The sequence below is a fragment of the gamma proteobacterium symbiont of Scutellera amethystina genome (assembly GCF_059730845.1).
The window spans coordinates 2086001-2102693 of the sequence record NZ_AP035935.1; the positions used below are offsets into that span (position 1 = coordinate 2086001).

Here is a 16693-nt window from a genome sequence, read left to right on the forward strand (position 1 = left end):
GCTGGCTATCGCGGGGATGATGGTGGGTGGCAGTGCAGCGGCACAGTCATTAACGCTGGAGCAGCGTCTGGCCCAGCTGGAAGAGAAAATCGCGCGCGATGAGCAGCAGCAAAAGGAGGCGAGCGCCGGAACAACCAACACGTTCCGCTTTTCCGGCTACGCCCGTTCCGGCCTGCTGGTTAATGATAAAGGGCGCGGCGGACGTGCCGGACCTGCTATTTCGCCTGCCAGTTCGATCGGCGGCGATGCGCATATTGGCCGGTTAGGTAATGAAAAAGATCACTACATCGAGCTGGGCTTTCATAACCAAACCCGGTTCAGTAATGGTTCGTGGGCCAATTTCAAAGCGCTGCTGGCAGATGGCTCATCCAGTCCGGACCCGTGGGTGCAGAATAACGACAATAATCTGAATATCCGCCAGGTGTATGTCGAAATGGGGGATCTGCCCAGCTTTGGGGGCGCCGCGCAACATGCCTCGCTGTGGGCAGGTAAACGCTTTGACGGCGACAATTTTGATCTGCACTTCACTGATACCGATATCGTCTTTCTTGGCGGCACCGGCGGCGGCATCAGCAACCTGCAATGGAACGAGCAATGGCGCAGCGATTTCTCCATTTATGGCCGCAGTTTTGGCGACCTGGGCAGCAGCCGCTACGACGATAACAACGTGCAAAACCTGCTGCTGACCTCGAACCAGTTTTACGGTAACTGGCAGTGGATGCTGACCGGCATGAGCGCAAACGGCAACGACGAGCTGAAAGGGCGCGCATCGACCACCGGCAGCTATGCGCTGCGCAGTGACGATACGGCAAAGCACGGCGTGTTTACCATGCTGGCCTGGCACGATAAAAACCGCTTCTACGGACTGGCACCGGGCAGCAGCACTCACGCCATTCAGTGGGGGAAAGGGCTGGGCGCAGAAACCCGGCAGATCGGTGGCGACGGCGACTTAACGCGCAACGCCAGCGCGCTGCGACTGGCCACCTTTGGCGTGATGCCACTGAGCGATCGCTGGTCAGTCGCCCCGTCGCTGCTGGCGCAGCACAGCGAGGATCGCTACCGCAAAGGCGATCGCTATGACTGGGCAACCATCAACCTGCGCGCCTCCCAGGCGATTACGGAAAACTTTGCGCTGCAATATGAGGCATCGTGGCTGTATATGGACCTCAAACCCAATGGCCGCAGCTATCAGGATGGCGGCAGCATCGCGACGTACAACGCGGTGAAGGGCGATGTGTATAAGCTGACCTTTGCGCCAACGTTTAAAGTCGGCAACATCAACGACATGCTGATGCGACCGGAGATTCGCCTGTTCGCGACCTGGATGAACTGGTCTAAAGCGCTGGACAACTATGCGCTGAACGATGATTTCGGCAGCGCGGGCTTTACCGCTGGCGGTAGCTGGAACTTTGGCGTACAGGCAGAAGTGTGGTTCTGAGATCGCACTTCGCGCTGACCGGCTGAAGGAAGGTTGCACGGTGCGAGGCGTTGAAACGGCCTCGCACCGCATCCGGCGAAGCCTGCCAGCCAGCGGTAAAGCTGCATTCCGTCACCGATTGCGGCTATAGTGCAACGTACTGAACCTGAAGCGATAAGGAATCGTTGTGACCATTGCCTGCCTGCATACCGCCGCCAGTAATATTGCTATTTTTGATGACGCCGCGCAGTCGCTCGGCATTCCGCCTCAGCAAATCAGCCATCTGGTGATGCCACATCTGCTGGCAGAAGCAGAACTCAGCGGTGGCATGACGCTGGCCCAGCAGCAGCGTCTGGAGCAGCTGTTACTCAGCCTGACGCCGTGGTTCGACGCGATACTGATTACCTGCTCTACCTTAGGTGCCGCCGCGGACAGCCTGCGCGATCCACAACAGCGCTGTGCGGTTTATCGCACTGACCGTATGCTGGCGGACGAAGTGCATCGCCGTGGCACACCCGCGCTGGTGCTGTGTGCCGCGGAGTCTACGCTGCACAGTACGCGCCAGCTGTTTTGCCCGGAGAGTCTGGCACCTGACCAGCGTCCGCAAGTCAAGCTTATCCCTGATGCCTGGGCCGCATTCAAAGCTGGCCGGCTGGACGACTATTACACGCTGATCGCCGATGCCGTCGCTCAGGGACAGCAGCAGGGCGCGGTTCAGGTGGCGTTAGCGCAGGTGTCAATGGCCGGCGCCGCGTCGCGTTTTCCTGTGCCACAGCGGCCACTTACCAGCCCGCACCTGGCGCTCAGCTTCGTACTGCAGCAGGCTAAAGGCGCGAACGAAGGTCATTCAAAACCACTGATTTAAGCCAACAAAAAGCCCTACTGTTACGCAATTTTGCAGCCTTTATGATGGTCATCAGAACCTGATTTTTGAGGAAGCCACTGATGAACGTGATTAAAGCGCAGCGTGACCAGCTGTTTGAATACGGTCCCTTTACCATTCGCCGGCAGCGGCCGGGAGAGCCACTGGGCACGCTGGCGATTGTCGACCAGATGACGCTGAAGCCCGGCGCGGTAGTACCGATGCGCCGCCATCAGGATGATGAGATTTTCAGCTATGTCTGGCGCGGCTCGGTGCAGTACCGGCGCGAGGAGGGAGAGACTCTCGCCCTCAACGGCAAACGCGCACTGCTGGTGAACGCGGGCAGTGGGGTACGTCATGAAGAGTCAGCACCGCTGATTGAAAGCGAAATGCTGCAGGCATACATCCGCCCGGCATCCGGCGGCGGTGAAGGGCAGGTACAGAGCGTATACCGGGCAGAAGGGACGGCGCTTAACCAGTGGACGATGCTGGCCGGTCCGCAGCACAGCGCGGCACCTTTGACGCTGCGTCAGGCCGTTTACATCTATGACGTCAGGCTGGATCGTGGCGCACAGATCGAGGTGCCGCATTTGCCGGGTTATGCCAGCTGGGTCACGGTGCTGGAGGGCATTGCACGCACCGGGGATGTGCGGCTGCAAAAAGGCGATGCGGTGAGCGATAGCGCTGCCTTGCCGGCTATCCACGGTGAACGCGACGCCCTGCTGGTCGCCTTTCTGGTGCAGCAGGATGCGCCTGCGGTGCTGAGCGGTACGCTAAGCGGCAGTTAAAACACCGGCTATGACACGGCTGGCACGCACCAAAGTGGCCAGTCGTGTCAGCGTACCGCTGGCGATGTCACGCACTCAGGCGCTGCCGGCTCTGCAACTCAGCACCCGATAACCTCTTATTTCGCGTGTGACACCTGTTCGTAGTAACCGATCTTCTCCACTTTGGCGGACGAACCGCCCCCTTCAAACTCGGATGCCAGCCAGGCGTTAACGATGTTTTTCGCCAGCTCCGGCCCAATTACGCGTGAGCCCATGGTCATGATCTGGGCATTATTACTTTTGCGCGCGCGCTCGGCGGAGAAGGTGTCATGACACTGCGCGGCGCGCACGCCTTCCACTTTATTGGCAACAATCGCGACGCCAATGCCGGTGCCACACAGCAAAATGCCGCGCTCAAACTGCTTTTGCTGCACCGCCGTAGCGAGGGCAAACGCCACGTCCGGATACATCGGGCGGTCATTTTGCGCGTCGTTACTGTAATCAGTTACCTGATAATCCTGCTCTTCCAGCATCTTTTTAATGATGTTTTTCAAATCGATAGCCGCATCATCGGCACCAATAGCGATAGTTTTCATCACGTCTCTCCAGTGATACAGGGTCTGACACCTGCACATATGTTCGTCAGGTGATTAGATGTTCACTGATAGCCTGCCACAAAATCAAACATATGTTCAATACATGTTCATATGATTTAGCGATCGGCCACTCAAAATCTCGCGCGCCCCCTGATGTAACGATCGCGCAGCGCCGCTCTGCTGCGAAAAATCCTGAAAATGTCGCTGAAATCAAATCTCATGCGCACTGTCACACTTTCGCCAACTGCGCTTGAGGAATGAGCAAATATCCGTGTAGTGTTCATTTGTTCGCATGACCCTATCCATGTACAAGAAGACCCATTGAGGACTCGAACATGTGTCATTTGCTTCTTACCTCGCATTTTGTCTGTCGCCAGCGCCGGTTTTGCGCCTGGCCAACACCGTCTCACTGCGCACGTTTCGGAGGTGCGTTATGAATCACTCTGCTGTCAGCGCGGTTGAGCAGACCGCAATCCGCAAAATCTCCTGGCGCCTGGTACCGTTTGTGGCGCTGATGTTCTTTATCAACTTCCTCGATCGCACCGCCATTTCCTTTGCCGGCCCAAACGGCATGACGCAGGACCTCGGCCTCAGTGCGCTGCAGTTTGGTCTCGCCTCCGGCATCTTCTTTATTGGTTACATCCTGCTGGAAGTGCCCAGCAACCTGGCGCTGCATAAGTTCGGCGCGCGGCGCTGGCTGGCGCGCATCATGATCAGCTGGGGCATCGTCTCGCTGCTGTTTACCTGGGTCAGCAGTGTCGAAGGGCTGTACACGCTGCGCCTGCTGCTGGGGATTGCCGAGGCCGGTTTCTTCCCGGGCGCCATCCTTTATCTCAGCCTGTGGGTGCCGGCGCGCCACCGCAGCAAAATTCTCTCGCTGTTCTACCTGGCACAACCGCTGACGGTGGTATTTGGCGCACCGCTGGCTGCCTCGCTGATTGAGCAGCACGGCCTGTTTGGCCTGGAGGGCTGGCGCGTAATGTTTATGGGCGTGTCGCTGCCAGCAATCCTCATCGGTGTTGTGGCGCTGTTCTGGCTGGTGGACTCGCCGCGTCAGGCGAAGTGGCTGAATGACGACGAGAAAAACTGGCTGATAGCCGAACTGGAAGCGGAACATCAGCACAAGCAGGGCCAGCACCCGCACAGCGTGCGTTCGGTGATGGGCAACAGCCGCGTGTGGATGCTGTGCCTGATCTACTTCGGCTTTATTTACGGCCTGTACGCGCTGGCGTTCTTCCTGCCGACCATTATCGCCGGCTTCCAGCAGCAGTTTGGCACCACCTTCAACGTGATGCAGAAAGGGCTGATCACCGGCGTGCCGTACCTGATCGCCGCCGTCGTGATGTTTTTCTGGTCGCGGGATGCCGCGCGGCGCGGCTGTAAAACCTGGCACATCGCGATTCCTGCGGTCGCGGGCGGCCTCAGCGTACCGCTGGCGCTCTACATGGATTCACCGTTTACCACCATCCTGGTGATCGCCGTAACGGCCAGCGCCATCTTCGCCGCATTGCCCAATTTCTGGACGCTGCCAACGCAGTTCCTGACCGGCGCATCGGCAGCGGCGGCGATTGCGCTGATTAACACCCTGGGCAACGTGGCGGGTTTTTCCGCCGGTTACATCACCGGCGCACTGCATGATGCCACTCACAGTTATGTGTTACCGATGTTCGTGGTCGGCGGTTTTATGCTGCTCTCCGCTGTATTGATGCTGTTCCTCAATCGCCGTCGCGCGCAGCCTCTGCCAGCTTCATTTGTACAGGAGCAATAACATGACGTACCTGTTTAACCAGCCATCCGCGTTTGCCGCGGAACTGATCGAAGGCTTTGTGGCCGCCAATGCCGATAAAGTACGCCAGGTGAGCGGTGGCGTGGTGCGCAGCACGCGCAGCCAGCCGGATACCGTGGCGGTGATTGTCGGTGGCGGTTCCGGTCACTATCCCGCCTTTGCCGGATTGGTCGGCCAGGGCCTGGCGCACGGGGCGGCAATGGGCAACCTGTTCGCTTCGCCGTCGGCGCAGCAAATCTATAACGTCGCGCGCGCGGCGCATAACGGCGCGGGTGTGCTGTTGCTGTTTGGTAACTATGCCGGTGACGTGCTGCATTTTGGTCAGGCGTGCGAGCGGTTGCGCGCTGAAGGTATTGCCTGTGAGGTGCTGGCGGTAACGGATGATGTGTCCAGCGCCAGCCACGATGAGCGTCTGAAGCGACGCGGCGTCGCCGGCGATCTGTGTGTGTTTAAAGTGGCTGCGGCCGCGGCAGAAGCGGGTGACGATCTGGCTACGGTGCTGAAAAAAGCGCAACACGCCAACGATCGCACCCGCACCTTCGGTGTGGCCTTTTCCGGCTGTACGCTGCCGGGCGCTTCACATCCGCTGTTTGAGGTAGAGAAAGGGCGCATGGCGCTCGGGCTGGGCATCCACGGTGAGCCGGGCATTAGCGAAACGGCGGTGCCGCGCGCCGACGAGCTGGCAGAAATCTTTGTCGACCGGCTGCTGAGTGAGCGGCCAGCGGATGTGGCGCAGGTGGCGGGACAGCGCGTGGCGGTAATCCTCAACGGTCTCGGTTCAGTCAAGTATGAAGAGCTGTTTGTGGTGTATCGCCGCATCGCCCAGTTGCTGTCGGCGGCGCAGTTGCAGGTGGTGGAGCCGGATGTCGGCGAATTCGTCACCAGTTTTAACATGGCAGGCGTCTCGCTGACGCTGATGTGGCTCGATGATGAACTGGAAACGCTGTGGCGCGCGCCGGCCAATACGCCAGCCTACCGCAAAGGCAGCGTCCTGATTGCCGAACCGCTCAGCGCCGCCGAGTGCGAAGAGATCCGTGAAGAGACGTTACCGCAGGCCAGCACCGCATCACAACACAGCGCCCGGCGCGTTCTTGAACTGCTGGAAGCAGTGGCGGTGATGATTCAGCGTCATGCCGGCCAGCTGGGCGACATTGATGCGGTAGCGGGCGACGGCGATCACGGCATTGGTATGGAGCGCGGCGTACTCGGCGCGGTAGAAAAGGCGCGTGAGGTGGCCGCGCGTGGCGCCGGCGCTGGCAGTCTGCTGTGTCGCGCCGCCGATGCCTGGGCGGATAAAGCGGGCGGCACGTCCGGAGCACTGTGGGGCGTGGCACTGACCGCGCTCGGCACCGCACTGGGCGACAGCGCGGCAGCGGATGCAACACGCGTCGCTGCCGGCGTCCGGGATGCCAAAGAGGGCATTATGCACTTCGGCAAAGCGCGCGTCGGTGATAAAACCATGGTTGACGTGCTGGTTCCGTTTAGCGACACGCTGAGCGCTGCGGTCGCGCAGGGCGCATCACTCACCGAAGCCTGGTTACGTGCGGCAGCGGTGGCGGAGCAGGCCGCGCAGGCCACCGCACAGCTGGTACCGAAAGTGGGGCGTGCGCGGCCGCTGGCAGAAAAAAGCGTTGGCACGCCGGACGCCGGTGCGGTTTCACTGGCGATGATCGTCAACACCGTTGGCAATCTGTTAAAAGAACACAGTGCATCTGAACAGGGAGCGTAATTATGGCTCAGCCTAAAATCTGGCTTGGCGTCAGCCTGAAAATGTATTTCGGCTATCAGCAAACGCTGGCGTGGTGTCGCGAGGTTGCGACGCTGGCGCAGCATCCGGCAGTGCAGCGCGGTGATGTCGGGCTGTTTGTGCTGCCCGCTTATCCGGCCATCCCGGCGGTAACGGAGATCTTTGCCGGCACGCCGGTGCGCGTCGGCGCGCAGGACGTGTGTCAGGCGGAAAACGGCGCCTGGACCGGTGAGGTCAGCGCCAGCATGCTGCAGGAGCTGGGGTGCTCACTGGCGGAGATCGGTCACGCCGAACGCCGTCGCCATTTTCATGAAGATAAAACGCAGATTGCCGCCAAAGTGGCGATGGCGCTGCGTTATCGCCTGACCCCGGTGCTGTGCATCGGTGAACCGCAGCAGGGCACGCCTGAGCAGGCGATTGCGCTGTGTCAGCAGCAGCTGCAGGAGGCGCTGGCGGAGGCCGCGCAACACGCGCTCAGCGGTGAGGTGTTGTTTGCTTACGAACCGCAGTGGGCCATTGGCGCACCGCATCCGGCGCCGGACAGCTACATCCGCGCGGTGTGCAGCGGGCTACAGCAGCTGACGACGCCCGACGGCATCACGCTGCGGGTGATTTACGGCGGCAGCGCCGGGCCGGGTCTGATTCAGCGCCTCGGCGGCGACGTCAACGGCCTGTTCCTCGGCCGCTTTGCCCACGATCCGCAGGCGCTGGCGCAGATCGTGCAGGAAGCCAGTAAGCTGGCTGAGGAGCTGCCGTCATGAGCCGCATTGGACTCAGTACCTATGCGTTTTTCTGGCGTATGTCGCCCCAGGTGCCACAGCCGCTCACGCTGGCGCAGATGCTGCAGCAGACTGCCGATCTCGACGTGTCAGTATTCCAGATCTGCGACTACCCGGCGATTGAGCAGTGGTCAGATGAACAGCTGCTGGCGCTGCGTCAGCAGGCGGATGCGCTTGGCATCACGCTGGAGCTGGGCACGCGTGGTCTCGGCAGCGCGCATCTGCGCCGCTATCTGCATATCGCCGCTATTCTCGACGCGCGCGTGGTGCGCTCAATGTTCAACACCGCCGATCACCGGCCATCGCTGGATGAAGCGGCCAATCTGATTGCTGCCGTGCTGCCGGATTTTGCCCGCCAGCAGGTGCGGCTGTGCCTGGAAACTTACGAGCAGGTCAGCAGCGCGGCGATGATGTCGGTGATCAACCGCTTTCTCTCGCCGTGGCTGTGCGTCTGTCTCGATCCGGCCAACTGCGTCGCCGGACTGGAACTGCAGGAGCAGGTGATCGCCAATACCGCTGCGCGCGTCGGCAATCTGCACATCAAAGATTTCGCCTTTACCCGCCGTGCCGGCTGGGTCGGTTTTACCCTGGCCGGCTGTCCGATGGGCGAAGGGAAGCTGGATTATGACCGGCTGATCGCCAGCGTGCGGCCAGCCGATCGCGACATCAACCAAATCATCGAACACTGGTTGCCGTGGCAGGACGATGCCGCGCAGACCTGCGCGCGGGAAGCCGAATGGACCCGCCGCGCCGTTGAATTCCTACGCAGTAAACAAGATCAGGAGTCGTTAACATGAGCAAGGCATTGAAAACCATCACCGTGATCGGCGCAGGCGGCAAAATGGGCATGCGTATTTCCGCTAATTTGCAGCACAGCGCTTATCAGGTGTTTTACTGCGAGAATTCACCGCAGGCGCAGCAGCAGGTGATTGCACAGGGACGCGAGCTGTCGGATGCCGCGTCGGTGGTGCCGCTGAGTGACGTGGTGATCCTCGCCGTGCCGGATATCGTACTGGGCAAAGTCTCGCAAAGCGTGGTGCCACAGATGCAAAGCGGTGCGGTGCTGCTGACGCTCGATCCGGCCGCGGCCTACGCCAACCTGATCGCCCAGCGTGACGGCATTGAATACGCGGTCGCGCACCCGTGCCATCCGTCGGTATTTCTGGCCCGCTACACCAAAGAGGAGCACGCCGATGCGTTTGGTGGCGTTGCTGCCGTCCAGCACGTCGCGGCAGCCTGGGAAAGCGGCAGCGCTGAACAGAAGGCAGAGCTGAGTAAGGTGATTAGCGTGATGTACGGCCCGGTTGATCAGGTGCACTGGGTCACGGTGACGCAGCTGGCGTATCTGGAACCGACGCTGGTCGAAACCGTCGCCTGCATGGTCGGTGCCTTCATGAAAGAGGCGCTGGATGAAACGGTGAAACACAGCGGCGTCCCGGAAGAGGCAGCGAAGGCCATGCTGTACGGCCATATTCAGATTGCGCTGGCGGTGGCTTTCCGCGCCACCAACCCGTTCTCGGACGCCTGCATGATCGCCATGGAGTATGGCCGCGAGAAGATCATCAAGCCGGACTGGAAACAGATCTTCGATCAGCAAGAGCTGGATAAGGTTATTGCCCGCATGCTGAAAATTGACGCCATTCAGCGTTAAGCGTGACAGCAGCGGCGACTCGCGGCGTTGCTGGCTGGCGAAGCGAGTCGCATCAATGATATAACTCCCTGCTGAGCACTCCGCACGACGATACAAGACAGGTAACGGATGGAAAAAAACACGCTTTCTCAGGACTCCGAGCTGCTGACGGAAATTGCCGTCGCCTACTATCAGGACGAAATCACCCAGGAGGAGATTGCGCGTAAGTTTGGGATTTCCCGTATCAAGGTGGGGCGACTGCTGAAACGCGCGCGTGAAGAGGGCATCGTCGAGATCAATGTGCGCTACCATCCGGTGTTCAGTACGCGGCTGGAACAGCAGTTGCAGACGCGCTTTCCTCATCTGCAGCGCGCGCTGATTGCCCTCGATTCGCCAGACAGCGACGAGCAGCGGCGTCAGGTGGCGGCGCTGGTGTCGGCGCATCTCGCGCAGTCGCTGAAAGACAACGCCATTGTCGCCGTGGGCCAGGGGCGCAACGTGGCGGCCGTCGCCGATTATCCCGGTCAGGTGCCGACGCGCAACTGCCTGTTTATCAGCGGCATCGGCGGCACCCATCGTCCGGGGGATGCCATCAACGCGGACCACATCAGCCGCCGGCTGGCCAAAAAGTTTGGCGGCATCAGCGAAACCCTGTACGCCCCGGCTTACGTCGAAAACCGGGCGCTGCGCGACGCTTTCATGCAAAACGGCACCATCAAAGAGACGCTCGACCGCGCGCGCAAAGCGGATGTGGCACTGGTGGGCATCGGAGACATGAACGAAAACAGCTATATGGTGAAGCTCGGCTGGTTCACACCGCATGAGATCATTGATGCCAGCGTCAATCAGGGCGTGACCGGTGATGTGGCCGGCTATGATTTTTTCAACGCCCAGGGCCAGCACGTGGATACGGTGATGAACGACCGGGTAATTGGCCTGAGTATCGACGAGCTGCGTAAAATTCCCTGCGTGATTGCCATTGCCGCTGAAAACACCAAAGCCATGGCGATCCTCGGCGCGCTGCGTACCGGCGCTATCGACATCATTGCCACCACGGCGCAGAACATCCGCACCATTCTGAGCATGTCGCAGTAACGCATAAACGCCTGCCCGGCGCGGCCTGCGGGCGTGCCGGGTGAGGGGGATGCTGCGCCAGGTCGCCGTCCATCACCCAACCGTCACGTCAGCGCCATAAATCTTTCATCCGCCTCAGCTAGCTTACCGCCATTCTGATTTCAGGACTGCGGATGCATGAGCCATCTCTCGCTGCAACACATCACCAAAACCTGGGGCGATAAAATCGCGCTGCAGGATATCAGCTTCGACGTGGCGCAAGGCAGTTTCGTCGCACTGCTGGGGCCTTCCGGCTGCGGTAAATCGACGCTGTTGCGCACACTCGCCGGGCTGGAAACGGCCGACAGCGGCCGCATTTATTTCAATCACACCGACGTCACGCCTCTGCCACCGGCGCAGCGCAAGCTGTCGATGGTGTTTCAGTCTTACGCGCTGTTTCCTCACCTGAGCGTGCGGGAAAATCTGCTGTTTGGCCTGAAGGCGCGCGGTGAAGATAAGCAACAGTTTGCCGCCCGGCTGGCGCAGGTCAGCGCACTGCTTGAACTGGAACCGCTGCTGGCGCGCCTGCCTTCACAGCTCTCCGGCGGGCAGCAGCAGCGCGTGGCGCTGGGCAGGGCGGTGATCGCCAACAATACGCTGTGCCTGATGGATGAGCCATTATCCAACCTGGATGCCAAACTGCGTCAGAGCATGCGGCGCGAAATCCGCGCGCTGCAAAAGCAGCTCGGGCTGACCATGTTATACGTCACCCACGATCAGACCGAAGCGATGAGCATGGCCGATCACATCATTCTGCTCAACGATGGCCGCATTGAGCAGCACGGCACGCCAGACCAGCTCTACAACCAGCCGGCGAGCTGTTTTGCCGCGCAGTTTATTGGCGCACCGCCAATGAATATCCTGCCACTGCACAGCAAAGGCGCGCATCACTACCTCAGCCATCTCAGCACACCGCTGCTGAGCTATGCCGGCGAAACGGCGCTGAGTCTGGGCCTGCGCGCGGAGGATATCCAGCTGGTCGCCCCGCAGCAGGCCGCGCTGAGTGCGCGGGTAGTGAGCTACGAATACATGGGCGCGGATACGCTGCTGGTATGTCGGTTGCCCGGCATCACGGAATCACTGACCGTCAAAGTGCCCGGCCTGCAGCGCTTCACGGATGACAGCCTGGTCGGCCTGCAGTGGTCCACCAGCCGGCAATACCTGTTTTCCACCACCAGCGGCCAGCGCTGTGTCGCTGCTGAACACCCGATGTTGCTCGCTGAGAAAAAATACGCTGTTTAACCGTTGTCGTTTATTCAAGGGAAAATCATGTCTGCGATCCGTTTCTCGCCTCTGGCTTGTGTCGTTATGCTGTGTGCCTCCGCGTCGGTGTTTGCTGCTGAGCCGGTGAAGTTACAGATGTACTATCCGATTGCGGTCGGCGGTAAAGTCAGCCACACCGTGGAAGCCCTGGTGGCGGATTTTGAAAAACAGCACCCTGAGATCAGCATTCAGCCGGTCTACACCGGCGATTACGCCACCACCGTGACCAAAGCGCTGACGGCGTTTCGCGGCGGTAACGCACCGCAACTGGCGGTGATGGGCGATATTGAAGCCTGGTCGCTGATGGATGCCGGTGCCATCGTCGCCGCCAGCGATTTAGCCACGGGTGAAGAGGGCAAACAGTGGATCGACAGCTTCTATCCGGCCTTTTTGCGTCGCATTGAGGGCAAAGTGTGGGGCGTGCCTTTTCAGCGCTCAACCGTGGTGATGTACTGGAACAAACAGGCATTTGAGAAAGCCGGCCTCGATCCGAATACACCGCCCGCCACCTGGCAGCAGGTGGTGGCATTCAGCAAAAAACTGACGCTGAAACAGGCCAGCGGCGTCAGCCAGTGGGGCATTGAGATCCCTTCCACGCCGAACGGCTACTGGAATTTCCAGGGGCTGGCTGCCACCAATGGCGGACGGCTGGATAACGGCAAGGGAAACGCCGTGTATTTCAACACGCCGGGCAACGTGGAAACCCTGCAGTGGCTGACCGACCTCGGCCAGAAAGAGGAAGTCTCGCCGAAAGGCGCAATCGCCTGGGGCACCACGCCGCAGGACTTTATCAGTGGTAAAACGGCCATGATGGTCACCACCACCGGCAACCTGACCAACGTGCACGACAACGCGACCTTCCCGTTTGGCGTCGCCATGCTGCCGGAGAAAACCCAGCGCGGCAGCCCGACCGGTGGCGGCAACCTGTACGTGTTCAAAAGCGCCTCACCGGCGCAGCAGCAGGCGGCGATGCGCTTCATCCGCTGGGTCACCGCACCGGAACAGGCCGCGCGCTGGAGTATCGCGACCGGCTATGTCGCCACCTCGCCGGCAGCGTGGGACACGGCGGCAATGAAAGCCTATGTGCAGCAGGTGCCTCAGGCACTGGTGGCGCGTGAGCAGCTGAAGTATGCCCAGCCGGAACTCTCGACCTACAACAGCGTGCAGATTCAGGACGCGCTCAATCACGCCATTGAAGCGGCGGTAACGCAGAGCAAAACCCCGGCCCAGGCGCTGGCCGATGCGCAGAAACAGGCTGACCGCCTGCTGAAAAACTATCAGTGACGGCCGCGTGATGAGCTCATTCTCTGGCAGCGCCGCCACGCTGCGCCCGCGCGGGTGGTCACTGCAGCTCAGCGGCTATTTGCTGCTGCTGCCCGCGCTCAGCTTCCTGCTGCTGTTTACCCATTACCCGGCACTGGCCACGCTGTGGCAGAGCCTGTTCAGCGCCGCGCGCGCTTCGCATCCGGCCCATTTTGTCGGGCTGGATAACTATCGCGCGCTGCTGGATGACGACATCTTTATGCAGTCGCTGTGGAATAACCTGCTGTATGCGCTGATCACCATTCCGCTGGCGGTGACGCTGGCGCTGCTGATGGCGCTGGCGGTCAATCGTCGGCTGCGCGGCAACGCGCTGGTGCGTGCGGCCTTCTTCATTCCGTCGCTGCTGCCGATGATCGCCATCGCCAATCTGTGGCTGTTTTTCTACACGCCACAGCTTGGCATCCTGAATAGCCTGCTGGCATGGTTTTCGCTACCGGCGGTCAACTGGCTCGGCGAGCCGGATACCACGCTGTACTGCCTGATGGCGGTTTCGGTATGGCGCGAGGCGGGCTTTTTCATGATCTTTTATCTCGCCGCGCTGCAGCAGATCGATCCGCGCCTCAGCGAAGCCGCCGCCATTGAAGGCGCATCGCGCGGTTACTTTTTCCGTCGCGTGCAGTGGCCGCTGCTGCTGCCAACCACGTTGTTTGTGCTGATCAACGCCTCGATGAACGCCTTCCGCATTGTCGATCAGGTGATTGCCATGACCAATGGCGGCCCAAACAACAGCAGTAGCCTGCTGCTGTTTTATATCTATCGTACTGCGTTCAGTTTCTGGGACATGCCAGCCGCGTCGGCCATGACGGTAGTGCTGCTGGTGATCCTCGGATCGATTGCGTTGATCAAATTTCATCTGCTGGATAAGCGAGCCCATTATCAATGAAAGCTGCATCCTCTCCGGGCGGTTTTGCGCTCAACCTGCTGATTTGGCTGGCCGCGCTGTTGTGGAGCTTGCCGATGCTGGTGGCGCTGTGGATTGCCATTCATCCGGCCGCCGGACAGGGGCACTTTTCGCTGCTGGCGCCGCTGACGCTGGCGAACTTCATCAATGCCTGGCACGCGGCACCGTTTGCCCGCTACTTCCTCAATACCACGCTGCTGGTGCTGATGATTGTGGTGGTCCAGCTGGTGCTGGCCACGCTGGCCGCTTATGCCCTGGTGCGGTTCCGCCTGAAATTTTCCGGTTTCCTCTTCGCGCTGATTCTGCTGCAGCTGATGATTAGCCCGGATGTGCTGATTCTGAATAATTACCGCACCATCAGCGCGCTCGGGCTGCGCGATACCCTGACCGGCATTGCGCTGCCGTACTTTGCCTCGGCGTTCGCAATCTTTCTGCTGCGGCAGACATTCAAAAGCATTCCGCTGGTGCTGGAAGAGGCGGCAACCGTTGAGGGGGCCAGCCGGTTTTACATTCTGCGCCACATCTACATTCCGCTGGCAAAGCCAATCTATGTGGCGTTCGCGCTGGTCTCGATCAGCTTCCACTGGAACGATTTTCTCTGGCCGCTGGTGATCACCGACTCGGTTCAGGTGCGTCCGTTAACCGTCGGGCTGCAGCTGTTTTCTGCGCCGGAGCAGGGCGTGCAGTGGGCGCTGATTGGGGCAGCAACGCTGATGACCACCTTGCCGTTGCTGCTGCTGTTTTTGCTGTTCCAGCGGCAGTTTATTCAGTCATTCATGCGTGCCGGTATTCGCTAAGGAGAGCCAGAGATGGGATATGCCCATGCGCTAACCGCAGCGCAACGCCAGCGGCTGGGTGATGTCGCTGAGCTGTATCAGTTACCGGATTTACGCGCGGCACCGCTCGACGGCACGCTGCGCTTCGGGCTGCTGGCCGATCCGCAATATGCTGACGTTGAGGCGGATGTCGCGGCGAATCTCTACTATCGTCATGCGCTGCATAAGCTGCCGCAGGCAATAACCGCGCTCAATCAGCAGCCGCTGGATTTTGTCGTTACGCTCGGCGATCTGGTGGATCGCCACTGGGACAGCTATGCCACGCTGCTGCCGCTCTACGATCGGCTACTCCATCCGCATGCCGTGGTGCTGGGGAATCACGACGCCCAGACCATCGCGCAGCACCTCGATGACGCGCTGCCGCTGCCAAAAAGTTACTATGCCTTTCAGCTGCCGGGCTGGCGCTTTATTGTCTACGACGGCAACGATATCAGCCTGTACTGCAATCAACACAACGGCGACGATCGCCAGCGCGCGGCCGCACTGCTGGCTGATTTACAGGCGCGCCAGCAACCGCAGGCGCAGCCGTGGAATGGCGCGGTCGGTGCGACGCAGCTGGCATGGCTGGAAACGCAGCTTATCGAGGCCCGCGCCTGCGGCCAGCAGGTGGTGGTGTTCGGCCATTATCCGCTGGCACCGGGCTACAGCCACAGTCTGCTCAACGGTGCGCAGCTGGCAGAACTGTTCTGCCGCTATGGCGTGCGCTCCTGTTTTGCCGGCCACGATCACCGTGGCGGCTATCATCGCCGCGCGGATACCGTGTTTATAACCCTGCAGGGGATGCTGGATGGCCCGTCGCGCGTGCCCTTTGCGGTGGTGGAACTGACGGGCGAGACGTTGCGGCTGCGGGGATGGGGCGGCGAAATCAGCCGCGAAGAGGTATACGATGCCGCGCCGATGTCTAGCCGGCCAGGTTAAAACTGTTGTCAATGCGCAACAAAACCTCGGCCGTCGGGACTGAACCATCCAGACACACGGTGACCCAATGCTTTTTGTTCATATGGTAGCCCGGGAAATAAACCTCGCCATCGACCAGCGAAGCGATGGCCTGCGGCGAGACTTTAATATTGACGATTTCAAACAGGCTATCATCCGGTCGGCCCAGCTTGCTGCTGTGAATCTTCAACAGCGCGCCGAACCACTTTTGATTATCTTTGCGGCGAAAGATGGCGTTTTCAGGAAAGCGCGGCCATAAGAACTCCAGCTCAGTCTGATACTGCTGTTTCAGGTGCTGAACGATCGCATCGGCCTGCGCTGTTTTGAAATGCTTTTGCGGAAAACATTTTTCTGCGATATCCAGCAAGATAGCGTCATGTTCTTCACGAACCTGCCCCACAAAGGCACCGGTGGCAGAAGTAATACGATGAAGAATGTAATCTTCTCCTGTGACTTTATCGATAATGGTGGCGGCAATGTCACCCTGAGTAGTGATGTTTACCTGCAGGGTGAACTGTTTATTCATCACATCACAACGGTAGCCGTAAACCTGCCCATCCTTGCGGAAACCGTAAGCCAGCAGCTTTTTCACATTCATTTCCCGGCTGACGAAAAGATGATTTACGTTGTACATTTTCATGCCTGGTTAACGGTGAGATGTTCACAATACCCGGAGTTTGCTCAGGGGCGTGCGGGCTATTTTAACCGACAGGATGGATTTTTATGTGCCATAAATC

At 59.9% G+C, this 16693-nt stretch carries 16 protein-coding genes; 14 read left to right on the top strand and 2 right to left on the bottom strand.

The annotated features are described in order from the left end of the window. Positions 1-16 precede the first annotated feature (16 nt). The 3 genes from AC6I79_RS09650 to AC6I79_RS09660 all read left to right on the top strand — a co-directional run bounded on the left by AC6I79_RS09650 (position 17) and on the right by AC6I79_RS09660 (position 3067). On the top strand, positions 17-1438 hold the full coding sequence (locus AC6I79_RS09650; RefSeq protein ID WP_498027739.1) for a carbohydrate porin: 1422 nt from the start codon (positions 17-19) through the stop codon (positions 1436-1438). A gap of 166 nt (positions 1439-1604) precedes the next feature. Beyond that, positions 1605-2282, top strand: a complete 678-nt coding sequence (locus AC6I79_RS09655; protein ID WP_125308629.1) for a glutamate racemase — start codon at positions 1605-1607, stop codon at positions 2280-2282. 80 nt (positions 2283-2362) lie between these two features. Beyond that, the gene (locus AC6I79_RS09660) at positions 2363-3067 is read left to right on the top strand and encodes a pirin family protein (RefSeq protein ID WP_125308632.1); all 705 of its coding nucleotides are present in this window, start codon (positions 2363-2365) and stop codon (positions 3065-3067) included. Positions 3068-3183: 116 nt separating this feature from the next. Here AC6I79_RS09660 and AC6I79_RS09665 read toward each other — a convergent pair whose 3' ends face one another. Continuing rightward, positions 3184-3642, bottom strand: a complete 459-nt coding sequence (locus AC6I79_RS09665; RefSeq protein ID WP_498027723.1) for an RpiB/LacA/LacB family sugar-phosphate isomerase — start codon at positions 3640-3642, stop codon at positions 3184-3186. Positions 3643-4075: 433 nt separating this feature from the next. Here AC6I79_RS09665 and AC6I79_RS09670 point away from each other — a divergent pair, with 433 nt between their 5' ends. The 11 genes from AC6I79_RS09670 (at position 4076) to AC6I79_RS09720 (ending at position 15938) form a co-directional block, all read left to right on the top strand. Continuing rightward, positions 4076-5410 carry an MFS transporter gene (locus tag AC6I79_RS09670; RefSeq protein ID WP_152390992.1) on the top strand — a complete coding sequence of 445 codons (1335 nt, stop codon included), beginning with the start codon at positions 4076-4078 and terminating at the stop codon, positions 5408-5410. A 1-nt stretch (position 5411) separates the two neighbouring features. Then, entirely contained in the window at positions 5412-7157 is a 1746-nt protein-coding gene (locus AC6I79_RS09675) for a dihydroxyacetone kinase family protein (RefSeq protein WP_104186622.1), read from the top strand. 2 nt (positions 7158-7159) lie between these two features. Beyond that, positions 7160-7936 (top strand): triose-phosphate isomerase family protein, encoded by a 777-nt coding sequence (locus AC6I79_RS09680; RefSeq protein WP_058769827.1) that lies wholly within the window; start codon positions 7160-7162, stop codon positions 7934-7936. Beyond that, positions 7933-8751, top strand: a complete 819-nt coding sequence (locus AC6I79_RS09685; protein ID WP_059008866.1) for a sugar phosphate isomerase/epimerase family protein — start codon at positions 7933-7935, stop codon at positions 8749-8751. Before AC6I79_RS09680 ends, AC6I79_RS09685 begins: the two co-directional genes overlap by 4 nt. Beyond that, the gene (locus AC6I79_RS09690) at positions 8748-9605 is read left to right on the top strand and encodes a phosphogluconate dehydrogenase C-terminal domain-containing protein (protein ID WP_021506006.1); all 858 of its coding nucleotides are present in this window, start codon (positions 8748-8750) and stop codon (positions 9603-9605) included. The genes AC6I79_RS09685 and AC6I79_RS09690 overlap by 4 nt, the downstream gene beginning before the upstream one ends. 108 nt (positions 9606-9713) lie before the next feature. Then, complete coding sequence (locus AC6I79_RS09695; protein ID WP_021506007.1) at positions 9714-10679, top strand: sugar-binding transcriptional regulator; 966 nt, start codon at positions 9714-9716, stop codon at positions 10677-10679. Between the two features lie 156 nt (positions 10680-10835). Beyond that, positions 10836-11939 carry an ABC transporter ATP-binding protein gene (locus AC6I79_RS09700; protein WP_058758581.1) on the top strand — a complete coding sequence of 368 codons (1104 nt, stop codon included), beginning with the start codon at positions 10836-10838 and terminating at the stop codon, positions 11937-11939. 27 nt (positions 11940-11966) lie between these two features. Further along, complete coding sequence (locus AC6I79_RS09705) at positions 11967-13244, top strand: ABC transporter substrate-binding protein (RefSeq protein WP_104092961.1); 1278 nt, start codon at positions 11967-11969, stop codon at positions 13242-13244. A gap of 10 nt (positions 13245-13254) precedes the next feature. Further along, complete coding sequence (locus tag AC6I79_RS09710; protein ID WP_021506010.1) at positions 13255-14166, top strand: carbohydrate ABC transporter permease; 912 nt, start codon at positions 13255-13257, stop codon at positions 14164-14166. Further along, positions 14163-14981: a carbohydrate ABC transporter permease gene (locus AC6I79_RS09715; RefSeq protein WP_059008856.1), complete on the top strand. Its 819-nt coding sequence runs from the start codon at positions 14163-14165 to the stop codon at positions 14979-14981. Before AC6I79_RS09710 ends, AC6I79_RS09715 begins: the two co-directional genes overlap by 4 nt. A gap of 12 nt (positions 14982-14993) precedes the next feature. Then, the gene (locus AC6I79_RS09720) at positions 14994-15938 is read left to right on the top strand and encodes a metallophosphoesterase (protein ID WP_498027724.1); all 945 of its coding nucleotides are present in this window, start codon (positions 14994-14996) and stop codon (positions 15936-15938) included. On the opposite strand, the gene AC6I79_RS09725 is transcribed toward AC6I79_RS09720, so the two are convergent. Then, positions 15922-16554 (bottom strand): MmcQ/YjbR family DNA-binding protein, encoded by a 633-nt coding sequence (locus tag AC6I79_RS09725; protein ID WP_498027740.1) that lies wholly within the window; start codon positions 16552-16554, stop codon positions 15922-15924. The two genes, AC6I79_RS09720 and AC6I79_RS09725, sit on opposite strands and share 17 nt — an antisense overlap. Between the last annotated feature and the right edge of the window lie 139 nt (positions 16555-16693).